We start from the raw sequence: 19402 nt of genomic DNA, 5'->3' as shown, positions 1-19402 counted from the left end.
AGTCATTTCTTGTTTGGATCAAATTCAAAATTAATATCCCGGAACTGTTCGAACAGCGCCCCGCTTGGCACAGGTAGTGGATCCGCCTTGAGTACGGCCGCCTCTGCCGAGCGGTCAAAGGCACCGTTACCACTGCTGCGGGTGACGCTTACCGCCAGCACAGCCCCGCCGGGCGCCAGGCGCACCCGCAGGGTACACTTCAGGCCATCACTGATACCAGCCGGACGCAGCCAGTTGCGGATCACCTTCTGGGAGATCTGGATTCTGTAGCGGTCCAACTCCCGGGCATTGTGCTCCGCCTCCATGGCCGCCAGTAACTCCGCCTCGCGCGCCTTCTGGGCGGCTTCCGCCTGGCGCCGCGCCTCTTCCGCCTGGCGTTTCTTCTCCGCTTCGGCTTTTTTCCGGGCTATTTCCGCTTGACGTTTCTTTTCCGCCTCAGCCTTGCGCTTCGCCTCGGCGGCTTTACGCTTCGCCTCCTCGGCCTGGCGCCGCTTCTCTTCCGCCACCCGTTTCGCTTCCGCCTCCTGGCGCGCCTGCTGTTCCGCCTTGCGCTTGGCCGCTTCCGCCTTCTGTTTCTGCTCCGCCTGCTTGCGCTGCTGTTCGGCCTGCTGGCGGCGCTTCTCCTCTTCCAGGCGTTGCGTGCGCGCCTCCTCGCGCTTGCGGGTCTCTTCTTGCCGCTGCTGTTCCAGTTTGGCCAGACGCTGTTTCTCTTCTGCCTGCTGACGTTTCAGTTCCGCCAGTCGCCGCTCCTCTTTTTCCCGGGCCGCACGCTTCTCTTCCGCCTGGCGCTTCTCGTCCTCCTGCAGCCGCTTTACCTGCTCGCGCACCTTGGTTTCGTCAATCACCTGGGCCTGTACCACCTGCACGGCAGAGGCCGGCTGTTTCGGTTTCTCACGCCAGTCCACCCCCACCACCAGGAACAGCAGGATCACCAGGTGCAGTAGAACCGCGATCAGGGCCGCCAGCGGGTTGCGTTTAAGGATCTGCCACATCGCTGGACTAACGCTCCGGTGTCTCGGTAATCAGCCCCACATTGGGTACCCCGGCACGCTGGATCAGCACCATCGCCTCCACCACCCGGCCGTAATCCACGTTGCGGTCACCCTTGACCATGATCGGGGTTTTCGGTTTGTGCTTGATCACTGCGGCGATGCGGGTGATGAGTGTCTCCCCATCCACCGGTTGATCCTTGCCCTCGCCAATATCGATGAACATCTCGCCCTGGCTGTTGACCGATACCACCACCGGGTCTTCCGCCTCGGTGGGCAGTGGTTCCGAATCCGCCTGGGGCAGATCCACCTTGACCCCCTGGGTCAGCAGGGGGGCGGTAATCATGAAAATCACCAGCAGCACCAGCATCACGTCGATGTAGGGCACCACGTTGATCTCCGCCATCGGGCGACGTCTCTTGCGCTGCCGACTCACGATGAACTCCCTTTCACGGCGGCCTGGTCAGACATGGGCCTGACGCTGCAGAATGGTGGTGAACTCATCGAGAAAATCCTCGTAGCGTCCGTTCAGTCGCTCCACGTCGTTGGAGTAGCGATTGTAGGCCACCACCGCCGGAATAGCGGCAAACAGCCCCATGGCGGTAGCGATCAGCGCCTCCGCAATACCCGGCGCCACCAGAGAGAGGGTCGCCTGCTTCACATTTCCCAGCGCATGGAAAGAGTTCATGATGCCCCAGACAGTGCCGAACAGTCCCACATAGGGGCTGGTGGAGCCGACTGTAGCCAGGAATGACAGGTTGTTCTCCAGCCCGTCCATCTCCCGGTTCATGGCCACGTGCATGGTGCGTCGCGCCCCCTCCACCACGGCCATCGGTTCGATATCGGGATTTTTTTTCAGGCGGGCGAACTCCCGGAAACCGGCGTGAAAAATGGTGGCCATGCCGGTGGCCTGGCCCTCTTCCCGATCCAGTTCCCGGAACAGCTCACCCAGGTCGCCCCCGGACCAGAAGCGCCGTTCAAACGCCTCCGCGGCACGGCGTGCCCGTTTCAGTACCCGGGCCCGGTCAAAAACCATGGTCCAGGAGATCACCGACGCCAGTAACAGCGCCGCCATCACCAGTTGCACCAGTGGACTGGCCCCCGCTACCAGGGAGATAAAGGAGAGATCAGACGTCATCATGTATCACCGAAAACAGAGCCTGGGGAATCGGGACGGGTCGAAAACTGGCTGCATCCAGACAGGCGATCTTGATCTCACCGTGGCACAACACCCGGCCATCGACCGCCAATCGGACATCCTGCCGGAATACCAAACTCGCTTTTCCCCGTGAAATAAGTTGAACACTCACTTGTAATGCATCATTAAAACGGGCCGGTGACCTGAAGTCGACCCCGGCCCTGCGTACGGCAAACAGGACTCCCTCTTTTTCCCGAAGTTCATCCTGCTCAAATCCCAGTTGGCGCAGCCATTCGGTCCGCGCCCGCTCCATGAACTTAAGGTAATTGGCGTAGTAGACCACGCCACCGGAATCCGTGTCTTCGTAGTAGACCCTAACCGGCCATAGAAATTCCTTCACGCCCGTCACAATTCAATCCAATAACGAAATACCCCTGAGTGGGGAGAGTCAAAGCCCAGATCCGGTGCGATCCGGGTCCGCTGTGGCGGGCCCGGGGTCAGGTCCATGCCGGTGACTGACAACTTCCATTCGAACCCCATCAGACGGCTCAAAAAAGTTCACCCGGCTCACCCGGCGGGGCGGCGTCCTCCTTCGGTTCCAGGCCGAAGTGGAGGTAGGCCGCATTGGTGGCCACCCGACCCCGTGGGGTGCGCATCATGAAGCCCTGCTGAATCAGGTAGGGTTCCAGCACATCTTCGATGGTGCCGCGCTCCTCGCCGATAGCGGCCGCCAGGCTGTCCACTCCGACCGGGCCACCATCGAACTTATTGATGATGGCGCTCAACAGCTTGCGATCCATGATATCGAAACCACTGCCATCCACCTTGAGCATATCCAGTGCACTGTCAGCCACCGCACTGGTAACCCGTCCCTCCGCCTTCACCTGGGCAAAATCCCGTACCCGCCGCAGCAGCCGGTTGGCAATGCGCGGGGTTCCCCGGGAGCGCCGGGCGATCTCGGCAGCGCCGGCCGGGTCGGTCTCGATATTGAGGATACCCGCCGAGCGTCCCACGATATGGGTAAGGTCGGTGGTGGAGTAGAACTCCAGCCGCTGCACGATGCCGAAGCGATCCCGCAGGGGCGAGGTGAGCAGGCCGGCCCGGGTGGTGGCACCCACCAGGGTGAAGGGCGGCAGTTCCAGCTTGATGGAGCGGGCCGCCGGCCCTTCGCCGATCATGATATCCAGCTGGTAATCCTCCAGGGCCGGATAGAGCACCTCTTCAACCACCGGGCTGAGCCGATGAATCTCGTCCACGAACAGCACATCGTGGGGCTCCAGGTTGGTCAGCAGAGCGGCCAGATCCCCCGGTTTCTCCAGCACCGGGCCGGAAGTCTGGCGCAGGTTGACCCCCATTTCGTTGGCGATGATATGGGCCAGGGTGGTTTTACCCAGTCCGGGCGGACCGAAGATCAGTACATGGTCCAGCGCCTCGCCACGGGCCCGGGCAGCCTGGATAAAGATCTCCATCTGTTCCCGCACCACCGGCTGACCCACATAATCCGCCAGCAGACGGGGTCGGATGGCGCGATCGATCGCCTCATCGTCCGCCCCGGCTTCGGCACTGATAATCCGCATATTGTCATTCATGACTATTTGGTCACCACTGCGCGCAGCGCCAGGCGGATGATCTCTTCACTGGAGAGATTTTCGCTCTCCACCGAGCGTACCATCCGGCTGGCGTCATTGGGTTTGTATCCCAGGGCGATCAGGGCACCGATGGCATCCGAGACCGGTGTCTCCACCGCACCGCTGCTGGGACGCGTCTGGGGCAGCGGTGTGTCGCCGGCGGACTCGATCCGGTCCAGCCGGTCACGCATCTCCACAATCAGTCGCTCTGCGGTCTTCTTGCCGATACCCGGTAAGCGAACCAGCGCCGCCGTATCGTCCCGCTGGACACAGAGGGCAAATTCGTCGGCACTCATGCCGGAGAGTATGGCGAGCGCCATCTTGGCGCCCACGCCACTCACTTTTAACAGGGCGCGGAACAGGGCCCGCTCCGATTCGGTGGCGAAGCCATACAGCACATGGGCATCATCGCGGATCGCCAGATGGGTAAACAGGACCACCTGCCCCCCCTGCAGAGGCAGATCGTAAAAAGTGGACATGGGTGCTTCCAGTTCATAGCCGACGCCCCCCACATCCACCATCAGAAACGGCGGTTGTTTGTGGACCAGCTCACCACGCAAGCGCCCGATCATCGCCAGCCCCCCCGCCGGGAGCGGCCGATCAACTGCAGGGTGCTGTTGGCATGGGCATGGCTGATGGCCACGGCCAGAGCATCGGACTGATCCGCCGTCAGCGGCTCATCCAGCTGCAGGATATGTCTAATCATGTGTTGCACCTGATCCTTGTCCGCACTTCCCGAACCCACCACGGTCTGCTTGACCGCCCGCGGGGCATATTCGAATACCGGCAGACCCGCCACCACGCAGGCACAGATGGCGGCACCCCGCGCCTGGCCCAGCTTGAGCGCCGATGAGGCATTTTTGGCCATAAAGACCTGTTCAATCGCCATCTCTGCCGGTTGATAAGTAGCCACCAGCTCGCTCAACTGACGGTAGATTGCACCCAGCCGTTCCGGGAAAGCCTCGTGACCGATGCGGATACAACCACTGGCGACATGGATACTTTTAATCCCATCACTGTCGATGATGCCGTACCCGGTGATACGGGAGCCCGGGTCGATACCCAGAATACGGCGTTTGAGCCCCCCGGTTCCGCGCTGTCCGGCATTGTGATTGGTGATTTTGATATTGCTTTCCGCTGGTTATGTCAGGGGCGCAGTGAGCGCCCCATTGGGAATCACCCCTCAACCGATGGCGTCCATGATCTCGTCCGAGATGTCGGCATTGGTGTAAACATCCTGCACGTCATCCAGATCTTCCAGGTGATCCACCAGCTTCATCAGCTTCTCGGCCGAGTCCTGGTCCAGCTCCGCCATGGTGGAGGCACTGAAAGTGACCTCGGCGTTGTCCGGCTTCAGACCACTGGCCATTATGGCATCATTCACATCGGAGAACTCCTCCGGGGTGGTCATGATGTCGATCGAGCCGTCGTCGTTGGTCACCACATCCTCGGCACCGGCCTCCAGCGCCGCCTCCATGATGGCATCCTCGTCGGCGCCGGGGGCAAAACTGATAATACCCTGTTTGCTGAACATATAGGCCACTGAGCCGTCGGTACCGAGATTACCACCATGCTTGGTAAAGGCGTGACGGACCTCGGACGCGGTGCGGTTACGGTTGTCGGTCATGCAGTCCACGATGATTGCCGCGCCACCCGGGCCGTAGCCCTCGTACCGCAGTTCATCATAGTTATCCGTATCGTCTCCGCCAGCGCCCCGCTTGATCGCCCGCTCAATGGTATCCCGCGGCACATTGGCACCATTCGCCTTGTCCACCGCCAGGCGCAACCGGGGATTGCTCTCGATCTCACCACCACCGGCCTTGGCGGCAACGGTCACTTCGCGCAGCAGTTTGGTCCAGATCTTACCGCGTTTCTTGTCGTTGGCCGCCTTCTTGTGCTTGATGTTGGCCCATTTACTGTGTCCAGCCATAAGACTCCTCTCAATTTTCGATCAGGCGGGAGTTTACCATCACCCGGGGCAGGCAGAAATAACGGGGCAGCGATTTCTGCACCCTATCGCCGCTTCAGCGGTCGGATCTGGCCGGGGGAAACCGGCCATTGTGGAGAAAACCGGCCACATCGGCGGCCACCTCGCTCGAGAACAGCAATCCCATATGACCGGCCGGATAGAGACGCCGATCGGTAGCGGTCGGTATTTCGGTCTCTTCAAGCAGCACCGTTCCGTCATTCTCCCCCATCAGGCCGCCTACCAGGCGCCCCACGCCGAGCAACCCATTGGTGCCGGCAATCAGGCCCAATTCCCGCCCGCCGTTCCAGGCCGGCGCGCCCTCAATCAGCCCCCGCTCACCGGAGCGCCCGATCAGGGGGCGCCCCCAGCCATGTCGCACCAGACGCCTGGCCACGATGCTGCCGCGCACCGGCGCGCCCAGCAGCACTACCCGTCCGGGGGGCTGATCGGGGAAAAGGTCAAACAGATTCAGCAGCACCAATCCCCCCAGACTATGGGCGACAAAGTGCAGGCAGTCGTACTCCCGCTGCTGCAGATACTGCTGCAGGCGCTGTGCATTCTCCACCGGTGATCCACTCAGGGAGGGGTAGTGGAAACGCTCCACCTGGAATCCGGCAGCCTCCAGACGGTGCCCCAACCAGCCCATCTCCAGCCCGGTCATCCAGATTCCGTGCAGCAGCAGCACCCGGCCACATTCGTTGTTATTACTCATTGTTCATTCAGGCATGGGGTTGTTATAGGGGGTAACAGTGACCATAGTTTACCAGCCGGCCGCACCCGCTGTCTGGCTACCCGTGCCCACCCGGCAAGCCCCCGCCAGGGGAACGGAACTCCGGGGGGAACCGGGGTCTTACAGACCGGCTTCCCTTCTTACCGGTGGCCCGGTAGTGTAGAATTCCACTTTTATCAAACCTCTCGAGTGCCCGTGGAAAATCAACAGCTCAGCTATGTCATCGGCGACAGCCTCTACCTGAACATCACCGATCGCTGTACCCTGGAGTGCGCTTTCTGCCCCAAGACCCAGGGGGTTCTGCAGGTACATGAATATGACCTGACCCTGGATCACCGCCCCTCCAGCGAGGAGATTATTGCGGCCATCGATGATCCGGCCGCCTACAAGGAGGTGGTGTTCTGTGGTTATGGGGAACCGACCCTGCGCCTGAAGGTGCTGCTGGAGGTGGCCCGGTATATCAAGGCCCACGGCGGACGGGTGCGGGTCAATACCGACGGCCTGGCCAATCTGGCCAACAAACGCAATGTGCTGCCGGAGATGGCGGAGTGTGTCGATGCCCTCTCCATCTCGCTGAATGCACAGAACGCCGAAGTCTATGACCGGCACTGCCAGCCGGCACTGGTCGGCTCCTTCGAAGCGATGCTCGATTTTGTCGCCAAGGCACCCGAGTACATCGCTGATGTGACGGCCACCGCCATTGACGGACTCGAGGGCGTGGATATCGAGGCCTGCCGCAAACTGGCGGAGGCCCGTGGCGTCAAGTTCAGAAGACGTGTACTGGATGTGGTTGGCTGAACAGCCAGCAGCATCCGATACCAACAGATTCCAGCTTCCACTGTTTACGGACCCGAGCAGCACCATGAGTGATAAACAGCCAACCCGGATACCCACCGCAATCAACCTGCACAGCAAGTCCCGTCTGCTGGCGATCGAGTTTTCCGACGGTGCCAGCTTCCGGCTGCCGTGTGAATACCTGCGGGTATTTGCCAAGGCCAAGGAGGTCCGCACTCTGGATCATCCGGTCACGGGAAAGGAGTCGGTCAATATCACCAATATCGAACCCCAGGGCCAGTATGCGGTGCGCCTCACCTTCGACGACGGGCATGACAGCAGCATCTACTCCTGGGATACCCTCTACGAACTGGGGGTGCACCAGGAGGAGAACTGGCGGGCCTACCAGGAGAGCCTGGAGAAGATCGGCTACACGCCGGGCCAGGAAGGCACCGGGGAAGGGCCCAGGCGTATCCGCCTGCTCTACTTCACCTACCTGGTGAAGCAGTTGCAGAAAGAGTCAGAGGAGGTGGAGATTCCCACTTCGGTCACCGATGTGACCAGCCTGATCGAGTGGCTGCGCCGCCGGAATCCGGACCAGGCCCACCTGTACCGGGAAGGGAGCTTCCAGGTGACTGTGAACAAGCAGTTCAGTGAACCTTTCACCCGCATCGAAGGAGGCGATGAGGTGGCGTTGATACCCACCTCGCCCAACGCACCGACGAAAAAGTAACCGCGGTCAGCCGGTCTCAGTGATCCTTGTAGAGATTGGCCGCGATCACCATCTTCACCAGCCCGGCCAGGGATGACGCCTCCATCTTCTCCATCACCCGGGCGCGATGGGCCTCCACCGTTTTGGCGCTGACGCCCAGGGCACTGGCGATCTCCTTGTTGGATTTGCCGTTGGTGACCATCTCCATCACCTCATGCTCCCGGGGGGTCAGTTGGGCCAGGCGGGCAGCGATCTCCGCCCGTTCGGCCTGAATCACCCGCTGATCCTGATCGATTTCCAGGGCGCTGCGAATACTGTCCAGCAGCTGCTCGTCATTGAACGGCTTTTCGATAAAATCCACCGCACCCGCTTTCATGGCCCGAACCGACATCGGCACGTCCCCGTGACCGGTGATAATGATCACCGGAATGGTGATATTCTGCTCGGCAAAATACTCCTGCAGCTCCAGCCCACTCATGCCCGGCATGCGTACGTCGAGCAGCAGGCAACCGGCCCGGCCCGGATAGTATGACTTGATAAACTCTTCAGCCGAGGCGAAGGTCTCCACCCGCATACCGACCGTCTCTATCAACCATTTCAGCGAGTTACGCATGGCCGAGTCGTCATCAACTACAAACACAGTGGCATTACTGTTCATCACTGTTCCTGTTACTGGGTAACCTAATACTGAAGCAGCTACCGCCCCCGGTCCGCTGTTCGGCGTTAACGGTACCGCCGTGATCTTCGATAATCGTCCGACTGATTATCAACCCCATACCCATGCCGCCCTGCTTGGTGGTGAAAAAAGGCTCAAACAGCCGGGCCATCTCCTCATCCCGGATACCCGGGCCGGTATCCAGCACCCGGGCCACCGCCCACTCACCATCCTGACAGTCGGTCTGGATCACCAGACTGCGCCCATCTTCCGGCATCTCCCTCAAGGCTTCAAGGGCATTTCGGATCAGATTGAGCAACACCTGTTCGATCTGCACCACGTCGATTCTGACCAGCAGGTTGTGGACATAAAACTCCTGCTCGATCACTATCCCCGCCTTGCGCGCCTCGAACTCCACAAAACTGCAGACCTCCCGCACCACTTCGTTGAGATCGGCGACCCGCCGCACCGGTGTCTGTTTCCTCACCAGGGCGCGCAACCGCTTGATAATCTCCCCGGCCCGATCCGCCTGGGCAGTGATCTGTCCCAGGGCGTAGAGGATATCCTCGGGTCCCTGGCCACTGGCCTGCAGACGTCGCACCGAGCCATTGGCAAAATTGGCAATGGCCGACAGGGGCTGGTTCAGTTCATGGGCCAGTCCGGTGGCCATCTCACCCATGGTACTGAGTCGGGAGACATGGATCAGCTCCTGCTGATGCTCCCGGGCCTGGTGCTCCGCCTGCCGTTCGGCGGTGATATCCCGTCCGTAGATATTCACGTAACCCAGATCCACCACCGGGGTAAACAGAAGGGAGTAGATCCGGCTGCTGCTGTTCACCTGGGTCTGCCAATCCTCGCCATTACCCAGGATCTCGGTTACCCGGTTGCGCCAGTAGAGCGGCAGGGTCTGGGCCCGTTCACAGCCCCAGTAGTCAAGCAGTTCATCGCTGGCGCCGTTGGCATAGAGGATAACCCCGCGCCGGTTCACCCGCAGGATCGGACTGGGACTCTCGGAGGCGAACTTGGCAAGACTGCGAATCTCCAGTTCGGTACGCCGCCGGTTGGAGATGTCATGCATGTAGATGGTGAACGCAAGCCGGCTCTTGAGCCGGATCGGTTTGATCGCCAGTTCCACCGGAAACACTGCGCCACCACGCTTTACTGCGGTCAATTCGTGGCGCATCTCGTCCGGGGCCCAATCCCGGGAACTGAGCACATCCGCCATCAGCAGGGTGAACTGGGGACGACTTTCATTATTGAAAATCAGCTCAGCGAACACCTGCCCCAGCGCCTCCTGGCGATCATAACCGAAAGTCTGTTCAGCGGTGGGGTTGAACTCGATAATCACCCCCCGGCGATCGATAGTGATGATCGAATCCAGGGCGGTCTCCATGATCGCCTGTTTGAGCATCTCCGACTCATGCATTTCACTTTCGTGCTGTTGGCGCATCTCCTCCCGGGTATCCCGCACCAGCTGGATAAACTGGTGTATCCAGTCCTCCAGTACAAACAACTGATTGCCCCGCTCAATCACCGGCTGTTTTGCCCCCAGCGCCCGGCGGGAGAAACGGGAGATACGTTGCAGAATCTTGTTCAGCCGTTCCGACAACAGGTAGAACACCAGGGTAAAAATGGTCACGAAGGTGAAGGCGGTGACCAGCCGTTGGCGCATCTCCAGGCCGGCAACCCGGTCCCGCATCGCCTGCACCACCGAGCGGGGAACCAAAGTGGCAAACTGCAGGTTAAGGGTGGTGTCCTCGTAATCGGAAAACGACTGGGAAGTGACCAGGAAATCGGCCTCCACCTCGTTGAGTCGCTGTTGCCGGTGCAGTCTCGACTGGTCACTGCTGGCCAGAAAGCGCTGCTCATCCGCCTCCAGAATCCCCACCAACACCCCGTTTGAAGAGATGCCCTGCTGAGATGCCATCAGGAACTGCTCGTCAATCGGCACCACCAGCATCAGGAAGCCCATCTCCGTGCCGGTGGCGTCCTCAGCCGGTTCAGAGACCAACAGATAGAGCTGTCCAGCCAAAATAGTAAGGGTAGCCCGCGCCTTGCGTTCCCCCAGCAGCAGTTCACTGGCACCGCCCAGTTCGGCCGGCAGCTGCCGCTCCCCAAGCTGATAGACCTCCCGGGGACGGCCGTCATTGTCCAGCAGCAGAATATGACTGGGTCTGATCAACGACTGCCAGAGACTCGACTCCGGTAACCAGCGGGGGGATTCACGGTACTGCTCTGGCAGATCCCCATCCGCCCGGTACCAGTAGACCGGTTCCAGGTAGTCAGCCAACTGGCGATGGTTGGCCAGCAGGCGTGCCGTCGAGGTGTGGGCCAGCACATAGTTATCAAAGCGGATCAGGGTTTCCCGGGCCTGCTGATCGAGCCGGCTCTGCAGCTCTTCAGCAAAAATGCTCCTGAGCGCCCGGGGTTGGACCTGATCCAGCACACCCCAAACCAACAGACCGCAGAACAGGCCAATAATGACAGACATCAGTGGCATGGGGATTCGGCGCAGCAGCGACAGCTTCTGGGGACGTTTCAGGGACAACGGCATAATGGGATGGGTAGTGACTTCATTGAGCTGGGCATCCTGCCCGAATCATGTGGCTGCGACCGGCTTCTGTATCGCGAATCTATTATGCACTGATGCCGGGGCATTACAATGGCGCCGACCGGGGAGTAAGGATGAACCGTGAAGTGGCCCCCATGCGGCCAGTTCACCCGGTAACCGGCCGGGGATCATGGGTCAGTGCAGCAGATCGGGACAGCCCGGTTCCGCCGGAACCTCCACCGCACTTCGGATCAGTCGGCTGAGGGTATTTCGGCACCCCTCATCCAGTTCATCAAACATCAATCCGACGCCCTGCTCGGCACAACGCACCACAATCGCCTCCACCTGCATGTGGCAGTCGAGCCCGTCCCCACCGAGCAGCAGGGAAGCCTCCAGGGTGGCGTTCACCGGTAGCTGGATCCGACCAATGTCGACAAACATGCCGCCCATACCGATATTCCGGATACAGCCCCTGATCAACCCCAGACTGGGGTAGTTCAGCATGGTGTAGAGATTGACCGGCAGGCGTGGTGAATTGCGATTATCCACAGAGAGTCTGGCCTCCAAACAGTTAAACAGCTCCCTGCCCTTTCCCGGATAGGCAACGGGATAACTTTCTCTTACTATAGACCAGATTTTTCATTCCCATGTGGACGCAACCCAATCCAGTAAAAAGTCACCAGCCGATTTCGCTATCCGGATCAACAGATGAAAAAAGAGCAAAGTATCGATATTGACCAGGCGGTTGCCCCGGGACTGGCACGACGACTGGCGGCCATGCTGTATGACACTCTGCTGGTATTCGGCCTGCTGCTGCTGGCCTCCATGGTGGTCACGGTACCTGTCGGCATACTGGCCGGCGAACAGGCTTCCCAGGCGCTGGCCGGGAATCTGCTGTTCCAACTCTGGTTGGCCCTGGTGCCACCGGCCTTTTTCCTGCTGTTCTGGTTGAAGGGGGGACAGACCCTCGGCATGCGATCCTGGCGCCTGCGGGTAGTCCGGGAGGATGGAGCGGCCCTCACCGGTTCAGACGCCCTGAAGCGACTGCTTTACGCCCTGCTCTCCTGGCTGCCCCTGGGGCTGGGTTTTCTCTGGATAGTGGTGGACAGGGATCGACTCGCCTGGCACGACCGGCTGTCCCACACCCGGCTGGTGCTGCTGAAAAAGCGCTAGCAGACCGGGTCAGTGCACCCGGCGCACAAACCAGAAACCCAGTCCCAGGAACACCAAAGTGGGCAGGGCCGCCGCAAACAGGGGATTCAGGGAGAAGACCACGGCCATATGGCCCAACACCTTGTTCATCAGGAAGAACGCCAGCCCCAGCAGGGAGCCGGCGAAGATGCGCTGACCGATCCCCACGGAACGCAACACCCCGAACACAAAGGGCACCGCCAGGAACACCATCACCAGGGTAACCAGGGGCATGATCACCTTGCTCCAGAAGGCCACTTCGTAAACCACCACCTCCTGGCCGTTTTTCTGCATGAAATCAATGTACTGGTAGAGTCCCCAGACCGGCAGCATGGTGGGACGCACCACTACCACATTGAGAATATTGGGGTTGAGCAAGGAGTCCCAGGTGGCCTGTTCCAGGGTCCGGCTCTCCACATGATCATCCAGGAAGCGGGTCTGGTTGATATCGCGTAACAGCCAGCTTCCATCCTGATACTGGGCGAAACCGGCATGGGTGGAGACCTCGAGCTTTCGATCCGGGGAGAACTCGTAAATATAGATATCCTTCAGTTGGGAACCCGGCAGAATCTGCCGGATATTGACGAAGGAGCTGCCATCCCGGGCCCAGAAGCCATATTTTGACTTCAGGGTGATCTGCTGGCTCATCTTGCTGGCACGCATCCGTTCCGCATACTGCTCCGTATTGGGTGCCACCACCTCGCCGATAATCAGCACCATCAGGGTGGCCAATACGCCAGCCTTGAGTACCGAGACGATAATCCGGGCCAGGGAGACACCCGCCGCACGCATCGCCACCAGCTCGGAATTGTTCGCCAGGCCGCCCAGCCCCATCAGGCTGCCCAGCAGCACGGACATGGGAAACACCTCGTAGGCGCGGCGCGGCAGGGCCAGCAGTACGTAGTAAAACGCATCGATGGTCGTGTAGTCGCCCTTGCCCACATCGCCCAGCTCATCCATCAGGGTAACGAAGCCCACCAGCACCAGCAGAATCAGCAGAGTCAGCGTGATCCCGACCAACACCGTGGTACCAATATAGCGATCCAGCAGTTTCACGCCTGTTGTCTCCGCAACCGTTTTCGCAGCACCCTCAACATACGGGGTGATTTGTACAGCATCACCGCACCGCCCACCAACAGCATGAACAGATGCACCCACCAGCGTCCCAGCCAGACCGGCGTGATACCGGATATCATCCAGTTACCCGACAGCGCCTGGAGATTGAGAAACAGGGCATAGAACAGCAGCGCCAGCATCAGCCGTCCATAGATACCTTCCCGGGGCATCGACTTGGCCAACGGCACACTGAGGATGGCGAACACCAGTACGGCGATCGGGAACATGAAGCGGTACTCCAGTTCCGAACGTATACGCAGGTTATCGCTCCCGAACAGCTCCGCGGTGGGCATTGCCTTGGCCGGCAGGCTCTTAGTCACCTGGTCCCGCTGGTCGATCAGGATGGCGTACTTGTCGAAGTCACCCACCGCCTGATCGTTCTGTCCGGGGGCCCCCTCATAGCGGTGTCCCTGGGTCAACACCAGATAGAGATCACCACTCTCCGGATCGGTGTGCTGGTAACCTTCCGCGGCGGTGATCAGGCCCAGTTTACCGTGCTGGCGATTTTGCACGAACACGTTGTACATCCGCTTCTTGTTCTCGCCCATCTTCTCCACATAAAACACCAGTCCGCCCCGACTGAACTCGTTAAAGCGGCCGGCCGATGCCATGCCCAGTTCGGCGGACTCGCCCTTCTGCTGCTCCATGATCGCTGCCTTGTTGGCATTGACCCAGGGCACCAGATCCAGGGTGAACCAGGCTACCGTCAGGGCCACCGGCAATGTCACGATGACGAACGCCCGATAGATGCGCGCCAAACCGACGCCGCCCGCCGCCAGCGCAGTCATCTCGCTGTCGCGATACATACGGCCCAGGGTATAGAGAATGGCGAAAAAGAAAGCGGGCGGAGTCACCGGCCCCAACACCTGCAACACCTCCAGCCCCAGCAGGCGGGCCATCGCCTCGCTGCTGACCGTGCCGGCAACCGCATCCTGCAGGATCTGTATATAGCTCTGGCTCACCACAATCAGCATCAGCACGGTCATGATGGCCAAAAATGATTTGGACACTTCCCGGAGAATGTAGCGATCAATTATAGGCAGCATAAAAAGCGTTCTGTTGAAAACACCCGGGCCCGGTCCCGCATCGGTGGTAAACAGTTACAATTCTTGTAGACTAGCTATCACAAAGATGAAACTCGGGCTATGGCTGTAGCCGGACAGGGCGACTGGGCAGCGACTTCAGTACCGACTGAAGTATTCCGCGTAAACCGCGATGGATAGTACATGCTGTCCAGCCTGCGGGCAAACGGCCACCGACAGAGACTGATCCCGCCATGGCCGGGACCACAACAGATAAACCGCAACCATCCAGGGAACCCTTATGGAATTTCACGTAAAATCAGGCGATCCATCCAAACTGCGTACCGCATGTCTCGTTCTGGGCATATTCAGTCGACGCCAGCTGACCGGTCCGGCCAAACAGATCGATCAGGCCAGTAAGGGCCATCTCAGCGCCATCCTGAAAAAGGGCGACATGGACGGCGAGTCCGGTCAAAACCTGATGCTGTACGATATCCCCGGCATCCAGGCCGAGCGCATCCTGCTGGTTGGTCTCGGCGCGCAGAAAGAGCTGACCCTGAAGGCCGCCAACAACGCCTGGGCTGGTGCCGTGAAGCTACTGGACGACAGCAGCGTTATCGAGGCCACCAACGCCCTCTGCGCTCTGGATATCGAGCAGACCGATCTGCCCCAGCGACTGCGGGAATCGGTCATCACCGCCGAACATCAGGTCTACCGTTTCGACCAGTGCAAGAGTGAAGCGAAGCCGGCCAAGCGTCCGCTGAAAAAGGTCGGCCTGTTTATTGGTGATCAGAAAAAGAGCCAGCCGGTGTTGCGCGCAGTCAGCCAGGGCGAAGCGATCGCCGCCGGCATCACCCTGACCAAAAACCTCGCAAACCTGCCGGGCAACATCTGCACCCCCAGCTATCTGGCCAACCAGGCCCGGCAGTTGGGCAAGCAGTCACCCAAGCTGAAAGTATCGGTGCTGGAGGAGAAACAGATGCAGGCCCTCGGCATGGGTTCCCTGCTCTCGGTCTCCCGGGGCAGCCGGGAACCGGCCAAGCTGATTGTGATGGAGTACAAGGGCGGCAAGCCAAACAGCAAACCGGTGGTACTGGTGGGCAAGGGACTCACTTTCGACGCCGGCGGCATCTCGCTGAAGCCCGGCGCCGGCATGGACGAGATGAAATATGACATGTGTGGTGGTGCCAGCGTCATGGGTACCATGGCGGCCTGTGTCCAGATGGAGCTGCCGATCAACCTGGTTGTGATCGTGCCGTCATCGGAAAACCTGCCGGACGGCGCAGCCAACAAACCGGGCGATATCGTCACCAGCATGTCCGGACAGACCATCGAGATCCTCAACACCGATGCCGAGGGCCGTCTGATCCTGTGCGACGCCCTCACCTATGCGGAACGTTTCAAGCCCGCTGCCGTGGTGGATGTGGCCACCCTGACCGGCGCCTGCATTATCGCCCTCGGTTCCCAGGCATCGGGACTGCTGAGTAACGATGACAAGCTGGCAGCGGAGCTGCTGGAGGCCGGTAACCGGGCGGCTGATCGCGCCTGGCAGCTGCCGCTCTGGGACGAGTACCAGGAGCAGCTGAAGAGCAATTTCGCCGACATGGCCAATATCGGCGGCAAGGGTGCCGGCACCATCACCGCCGCCTGTTTCCTGTCCCGTTATGCCAAAAAGTTCAAGTGGGCACATCTGGACATCGCCGGTACCGCCTGGAAGAGCGGTGATCAGAAAGGGGCCACCGGCCGCCCGGTTTCCCTGCTCACCCAATTCCTGCTGAAACGGGCAGGTCAGGTAAAATGACCCAGGTCGATTTCTATATTCTGGGAGACCAGTCGGCCGGCGACCGCTACCAGCTCGCCTGCCGACTGGCGGACAAGGCGTGGCAGCAGGGACACCGGGTCTATCTGCATACCAACTCGGATGCGGAATCGAGACACCTGGACAAACTGCTATGGACCCATCGGGAGGACAGCTTTATCCCCCATGGCCTGATCAGTGAGAGCGACCAGAGTCTCACCCCGGTGCTGATCGGCCACGGTGAACAGGCCGGTGACGAGCACGATGTGCTGGTCAACCTGGCCACCGATGTTCCGCCGTTCTTCAGCCGTTTTTCCCGTCTGGCCGAACTGATTGACAAAGACCCGGCGATACGGGCCGCCGGACGTGACCGTTACCGGACCTACCGGGATCGCGGCTACACCCTCAACACACACAATCTCTGACGATGAAGTTCAACTGGCCTTTCAAACCGGAACAGCAGGGGACAACAGCTCCGCAGGGACCACTGCCGCTGGACCAGGAGGGGATACCGATCCTCAATGAAGTGGTGGCACCAACCGAGTTGGGGTTGACCGACGAGAGTGACCCGAATCAGCCCGATCTGCCCCTGTTTGCAGCCGACCCGGACAGCGGAGATACCGCACCCACTGCGCAGGCAGCGGATCAGGAGGCGCTGCGGGAACAGTTGCGCACCGCCCTGCTGGAAACCGCTGAACAGGTTGCTGAATCGGTGATCGCACGGTTTCGTGCCGACCTGGAGCGCACCCTGCAGGATGAGATCGATCGGGTGCTGGAGGAACGGTTTGAGTCATCGTCCGGGCCTGAACGGCCCGGACATACACCGGACTAAGCAGCATTTAAGCCGGCCGGTATCGACGGCTGGAAAGCTACCGCTCCACCTCGACCCGGTCCACCTTCTGGAAACCCCGTGGCAGCTTGCTGCCCCGGCGACCCCGCTCACCCTGGTAGTGCTCCAGGTCGGCCAGTTTCAATGAAATGTGCCGTTTGCCGGAGTGGGCGATCAGCTTGCCATCCTCGGGCACGCAGGCCACGGCCACCACAAACTCTATACGATCCTCCACCCGCTTGGCCGGGATACCGATAATCTTGTTGCCCTTGCCACGGCTCAGGGCCGGCAGTTCAGAGACCGGGAAAGTGAGCATACGGCCCTCGTTGCTGATCGCCACCACCCGATCCCGCTCCCGGTCGGTCACCGCCACCGGATGGAGCACCCGGGCCCCTTTCGGCAGGGTCAGCAGCGCCTTGCCCGCCTTGTTCTTGGCATGCAGATCTTTCAGCTGCACCAGGAAACCGTAGCCGGCATCGGAAGCGACCAGATACCACTGTTCCGGGTCACCCCCCAACACCACGCTGAAGGTGGCCCCACTGGCAGGGGCCAAACGCCCGGTCAGGGGCTCACCCTGGCTGCGGGCGGATGGCAGGGTGTGGGCCGGCACCGAGTAACTGCGCCCGGTGGAATCGATAAACACCGCCGCCTGGTTGCTGCGCAGTCGGGCCGAATCCAGATACCTGTCTCCCGCCTTGTAGCTGAGACTGGTCGGGTCGATATCATGTCCCTTGGCGGTGCGCGCCCAACCCTTTTCCGACAACACCACGGTAACCGGTTCACTGGGGGTCAGGTCGGTCTCGGCCAGCGCCTCCGCCGCCTCCCGCTCCACGATGGGCGAACGCCGCTCATCCCCGTACTTCTCCGCATCGGCCTGGATCTCCTTGCGGATCAGGGTGGTCATGCGCTGTTTGGAACCGAGCGTCTTCTCCAGCCACTCCCGCTCCTTGGTCAGCTCATCCTGCTCGCCACGGATCTTCATCTCCTCCAGGCGGGCCAGCTGTCGCAGCTTGGTGTCCAGGATGTAATCGGCCTGCAACTCGCTCAGCTCAAATCGCTGCATCAGCACCGGTCTCGGTTCATCCTCGCTGCGGATGATGCGGATCACCTCGTCCAGGTTAAGGAAGGCGATCAGCAGGCCATCCAGCAGGTGCAACCGGTCCCGTACTTTGCCGAGACGATACTCCAGGCGACGCCGTACTGTCTCGAATCGGAATGCCAGCCACTCCTTGAGCAGACCCAGCAGATCCTTCACCTGGGGTTTACCATCCAGGCCGATAACGTTCATGTTGACCCGGTAGGTGCGCTCCAGATCGGTGCTGGCGAACAGATGGGACATCAGCCGCTCCACATCGACCCGGTTGGAGCGGGGCACGATTACCAGCCGGGTCGGATTCTCATGATCCGACTCATCCCGCAGATCCTCCACCATCGGCAGTTTCTTGGCCTGCATCTGCTGGGCTATCTGCTCCAGCACTTTGGCTCCCGAAACCTGGTGCGGCAGTGCGGTGATCACCACGTCGCCCTGTTCCCGGACATAGCGGGCACGCATGCGGATGCTGCCGCCGCCGGTCCGATAGACCTTGAGCAACTCGTCACGGGGAGTGATGATCTCAGCCTCGGTGGGATAGTCCGGACCCTGAATGTGCTCGCACAGATCTTCCAGGGTGCTTTTCGGGCTCTCCAGCAGCCGGATACAGGCGCTGGCCACTTCCCGCAGGTTGTGCGGTGGCACATCGGTCGCCATGCCCACCGCGATGCCGGTGGTACCATTCAGCAGCAGATTGGGCAGCCGCGCCGGCAGCATGGAGGGCTCTTTCAGGGTGCCGTCGAAGTTGGGCACCCAATCCACCGTCCCCTTGCCCAGTTCAGAGAGCAGCACCTGGGCATAGGGCGTCAGACGGGCCTCGGTATAACGCATGGCGGCGAAGGACTTGGGATCATCCGCCGAACCCCAGTTGCCCTGGCCATCCACCAGGGTGTAGCGGTAGGAGAACGACTGGGCCATCAGCACCATGGCTTCATAGCAGGCAGAATCCCCGTGCGGATGGAACTTACCCAGCACGTCACCCACGGTACGGGCCGATTTCTTGTGCTTGGAGCTGGCCGACAGGCCCAGCTCCGACATGGCGTAGATAATCCGCCGCTGCACCGGCTTCAACCCGTCCCCTATAAAGGGCAGTGCCCGGTCGAGAATCACGTACATGGAGTAATCCAGATACGCCTTCTCGGTAAACTCTCGCAACGGCATCTGCTCGATGCCTTCAATACTCTGGTCGATTCCGCTACTCATATCACCC

The 19402-nt window shown here is 60.5% G+C and carries 21 protein-coding genes and 1 pseudogene; 7 read left to right on the top strand and 15 right to left on the bottom strand.

The window, feature by feature from the left end:
• Positions 1-2: 2 nt before the first annotated feature.
• The 9 genes from tolA to AAY24_RS17115 form a co-directional block, all read right to left on the bottom strand.
• On the bottom strand, positions 3-992 hold the full coding sequence (tolA, locus tag AAY24_RS17155; RefSeq protein WP_046860703.1) for a cell envelope integrity protein TolA: 990 nt from the start codon (positions 990-992) through the stop codon (positions 3-5).
• 7 nt (positions 993-999) lie between these two features.
• The gene (tolR, locus tag AAY24_RS17150) at positions 1000-1395 is read right to left on the bottom strand and encodes a protein TolR (RefSeq protein WP_046860702.1); all 396 of its coding nucleotides are present in this window, start codon (positions 1393-1395) and stop codon (positions 1000-1002) included.
• 57 nt (positions 1396-1452) lie between these two features.
• On the bottom strand, positions 1453-2127 hold the full coding sequence (gene tolQ, locus AAY24_RS17145) for a protein TolQ (RefSeq protein ID WP_046860701.1): 675 nt from the start codon (positions 2125-2127) through the stop codon (positions 1453-1455).
• Entirely contained in the window at positions 2117-2536 is a 420-nt protein-coding gene (gene ybgC / locus AAY24_RS17140) for a tol-pal system-associated acyl-CoA thioesterase (protein ID WP_335337186.1), read from the bottom strand. Before ybgC ends, tolQ begins: the two co-directional genes overlap by 11 nt.
• Before the next feature lie 139 nt (positions 2537-2675).
• Positions 2676-3716 (bottom strand): Holliday junction branch migration DNA helicase RuvB, encoded by a 1041-nt coding sequence (gene ruvB, locus AAY24_RS17135; protein WP_046860699.1) that lies wholly within the window; start codon positions 3714-3716, stop codon positions 2676-2678.
• Positions 3717-3718: 2 nt separating this feature from the next.
• A complete protein-coding gene (gene ruvA, locus AAY24_RS17130) occupies positions 3719-4327 on the bottom strand; it encodes a Holliday junction branch migration protein RuvA (protein ID WP_046860698.1) in 609 nt (202 codons plus the stop codon).
• A complete protein-coding gene (gene ruvC / locus AAY24_RS17125; protein WP_335337254.1) occupies positions 4324-4764 on the bottom strand; it encodes a crossover junction endodeoxyribonuclease RuvC in 441 nt (146 codons plus the stop codon). Before ruvC ends, ruvA begins: the two co-directional genes overlap by 4 nt.
• Positions 4765-4938: 174 nt before the next feature.
• Entirely contained in the window at positions 4939-5685 is a 747-nt protein-coding gene (locus AAY24_RS17120) for a YebC/PmpR family DNA-binding transcriptional regulator (protein WP_046860696.1), read from the bottom strand.
• Between the two features lie 94 nt (positions 5686-5779).
• The gene (locus tag AAY24_RS17115; protein WP_046860695.1) at positions 5780-6436 is read right to left on the bottom strand and encodes an alpha/beta fold hydrolase; all 657 of its coding nucleotides are present in this window, start codon (positions 6434-6436) and stop codon (positions 5780-5782) included.
• 213 nt (positions 6437-6649) lie between these two features.
• Between AAY24_RS17115 and AAY24_RS17110 the strand changes: the two genes are divergently transcribed.
• From AAY24_RS17110 to AAY24_RS19650, 3 genes and pseudogenes are all read left to right on the top strand, one after another.
• The gene (locus AAY24_RS17110) at positions 6650-7252 is read left to right on the top strand and encodes a TatD family nuclease-associated radical SAM protein (RefSeq protein WP_046861436.1); all 603 of its coding nucleotides are present in this window, start codon (positions 6650-6652) and stop codon (positions 7250-7252) included.
• 64 nt (positions 7253-7316) lie between these two features.
• A pseudogene (locus AAY24_RS19655) lies at positions 7317-7661 on the top strand (gamma-butyrobetaine hydroxylase family protein); the annotation flags it as partial.
• Positions 7644-7961: a MoaD/ThiS family protein gene (locus AAY24_RS19650; RefSeq protein WP_335337253.1), complete on the top strand. Its 318-nt coding sequence runs from the start codon at positions 7644-7646 to the stop codon at positions 7959-7961. The pseudogene AAY24_RS19655 and the gene AAY24_RS19650, both read left to right, overlap by 18 nt.
• Before the next feature lie 16 nt (positions 7962-7977).
• Here the strand turns inward: AAY24_RS19650 and AAY24_RS17100 are convergent, their stop codons facing one another.
• From AAY24_RS17100 to AAY24_RS17090, 3 genes are all read right to left on the bottom strand, one after another.
• Positions 7978-8598: a response regulator transcription factor gene (locus AAY24_RS17100; RefSeq protein WP_046860694.1), complete on the bottom strand. Its 621-nt coding sequence runs from the start codon at positions 8596-8598 to the stop codon at positions 7978-7980.
• Positions 8588-11149, bottom strand: coding sequence for a PAS domain-containing sensor histidine kinase (locus AAY24_RS17095; protein ID WP_046860693.1), 2562 nt, complete (start codon positions 11147-11149; stop codon positions 8588-8590). Before AAY24_RS17095 ends, AAY24_RS17100 begins: the two co-directional genes overlap by 11 nt.
• Before the next feature lie 192 nt (positions 11150-11341).
• A complete protein-coding gene (locus tag AAY24_RS17090; protein ID WP_199930424.1) occupies positions 11342-11695 on the bottom strand; it encodes a PilZ domain-containing protein in 354 nt (117 codons plus the stop codon).
• A gap of 159 nt (positions 11696-11854) precedes the next feature.
• On the opposite strand from AAY24_RS17090, the gene AAY24_RS17085 reads away from it, so the two are divergent.
• Positions 11855-12319, top strand: coding sequence for an RDD family protein (locus AAY24_RS17085; RefSeq protein WP_046860691.1), 465 nt, complete (start codon positions 11855-11857; stop codon positions 12317-12319).
• Between the two features lie 9 nt (positions 12320-12328).
• Here AAY24_RS17085 and lptG read toward each other — a convergent pair whose 3' ends face one another.
• Together lptG and lptF are read right to left on the bottom strand one after the other, a co-directional pair.
• Complete coding sequence (lptG, locus tag AAY24_RS17080; RefSeq protein WP_046860690.1) at positions 12329-13393, bottom strand: LPS export ABC transporter permease LptG; 1065 nt, start codon at positions 13391-13393, stop codon at positions 12329-12331.
• Entirely contained in the window at positions 13390-14499 is a 1110-nt protein-coding gene (gene lptF / locus AAY24_RS17075) for an LPS export ABC transporter permease LptF (RefSeq protein WP_046860689.1), read from the bottom strand. The genes lptG and lptF overlap by 4 nt, the downstream gene beginning before the upstream one ends.
• A gap of 277 nt (positions 14500-14776) precedes the next feature.
• On the opposite strand from lptF, the gene AAY24_RS17070 reads away from it, so the two are divergent.
• The 3 genes from AAY24_RS17070 to AAY24_RS17060 are packed head-to-tail and all read left to right on the top strand — an operon-like array spanning position 14777 to position 17105.
• A complete protein-coding gene (locus tag AAY24_RS17070; RefSeq protein WP_046860688.1) occupies positions 14777-16276 on the top strand; it encodes a leucyl aminopeptidase in 1500 nt (499 codons plus the stop codon).
• Positions 16273-16698: a DNA polymerase III subunit chi gene (locus AAY24_RS17065; protein WP_046860687.1), complete on the top strand. Its 426-nt coding sequence runs from the start codon at positions 16273-16275 to the stop codon at positions 16696-16698. Before AAY24_RS17070 ends, AAY24_RS17065 begins: the two co-directional genes overlap by 4 nt.
• Before the next feature lie 2 nt (positions 16699-16700).
• On the top strand, positions 16701-17105 hold the full coding sequence (locus AAY24_RS17060) for a hypothetical protein (protein ID WP_046860686.1): 405 nt from the start codon (positions 16701-16703) through the stop codon (positions 17103-17105).
• 37 nt (positions 17106-17142) lie between these two features.
• On the opposite strand, the gene parC is transcribed toward AAY24_RS17060, so the two are convergent.
• Positions 17143-19395: a DNA topoisomerase IV subunit A gene (parC, locus tag AAY24_RS17055; protein WP_046860685.1), complete on the bottom strand. Its 2253-nt coding sequence runs from the start codon at positions 19393-19395 to the stop codon at positions 17143-17145.
• Between the last annotated feature and the right edge of the window lie 7 nt (positions 19396-19402).

The organism is Sedimenticola thiotaurini, from assembly GCF_001007875.1.
GTDB lineage: Bacteria > Pseudomonadota > Gammaproteobacteria > Chromatiales > Chromatiaceae > Sedimenticola > Sedimenticola thiotaurini.
The sequence above is the reverse complement of the archived record's forward strand: the minus strand, read 5'-3'. Positions and strand labels throughout refer to the sequence as shown.

Coding starts and splice junctions, on each gene's coding strand:
- tolA (WP_046860703.1), bottom strand. CDS start 992: ATGTGGCAGATCCTTAAACGCAACCCGCTGGCGGCCCTGATCGCGGTT.
- tolR (WP_046860702.1), bottom strand. CDS start 1,395: ATGGCGGAGATCAACGTGGTGCCCTACATCGACGTGATGCTGGTGCTG.
- tolQ (WP_046860701.1), bottom strand. CDS start 2,127: ATGACGTCTGATCTCTCCTTTATCTCCCTGGTAGCGGGGGCCAGTCCA.
- ruvB (WP_046860699.1), bottom strand. CDS start 3,716: ATGAATGACAATATGCGGATTATCAGTGCCGAAGCCGGGGCGGACGAT.
- ruvA (WP_046860698.1), bottom strand. CDS start 4,327: ATGATCGGGCGCTTGCGTGGTGAGCTGGTCCACAAACAACCGCCGTTT.
- AAY24_RS17120 (WP_046860696.1), bottom strand. CDS start 5,685: ATGGCTGGACACAGTAAATGGGCCAACATCAAGCACAAGAAGGCGGCC.
- AAY24_RS17115 (WP_046860695.1), bottom strand. CDS start 6,436: ATGAGTAATAACAACGAATGTGGCCGGGTGCTGCTGCTGCACGGAATC.
- AAY24_RS17100 (WP_046860694.1), bottom strand. CDS start 8,598: ATGAACAGTAATGCCACTGTGTTTGTAGTTGATGACGACTCGGCCATG.
- AAY24_RS17095 (WP_046860693.1), bottom strand. CDS start 11,149: ATGCCGTTGTCCCTGAAACGTCCCCAGAAGCTGTCGCTGCTGCGCCGA.
- AAY24_RS17085 (WP_046860691.1), top strand. CDS start 11,855: ATGAAAAAAGAGCAAAGTATCGATATTGACCAGGCGGTTGCCCCGGGA.
- lptF (WP_046860689.1), bottom strand. CDS start 14,499: ATGCTGCCTATAATTGATCGCTACATTCTCCGGGAAGTGTCCAAATCA.
- AAY24_RS17070 (WP_046860688.1), top strand. CDS start 14,777: ATGGAATTTCACGTAAAATCAGGCGATCCATCCAAACTGCGTACCGCA.
- AAY24_RS17065 (WP_046860687.1), top strand. CDS start 16,273: ATGACCCAGGTCGATTTCTATATTCTGGGAGACCAGTCGGCCGGCGAC.
- AAY24_RS17060 (WP_046860686.1), top strand. CDS start 16,701: ATGAAGTTCAACTGGCCTTTCAAACCGGAACAGCAGGGGACAACAGCT.
- parC (WP_046860685.1), bottom strand. CDS start 19,395: ATGAGTAGCGGAATCGACCAGAGTATTGAAGGCATCGAGCAGATGCCG.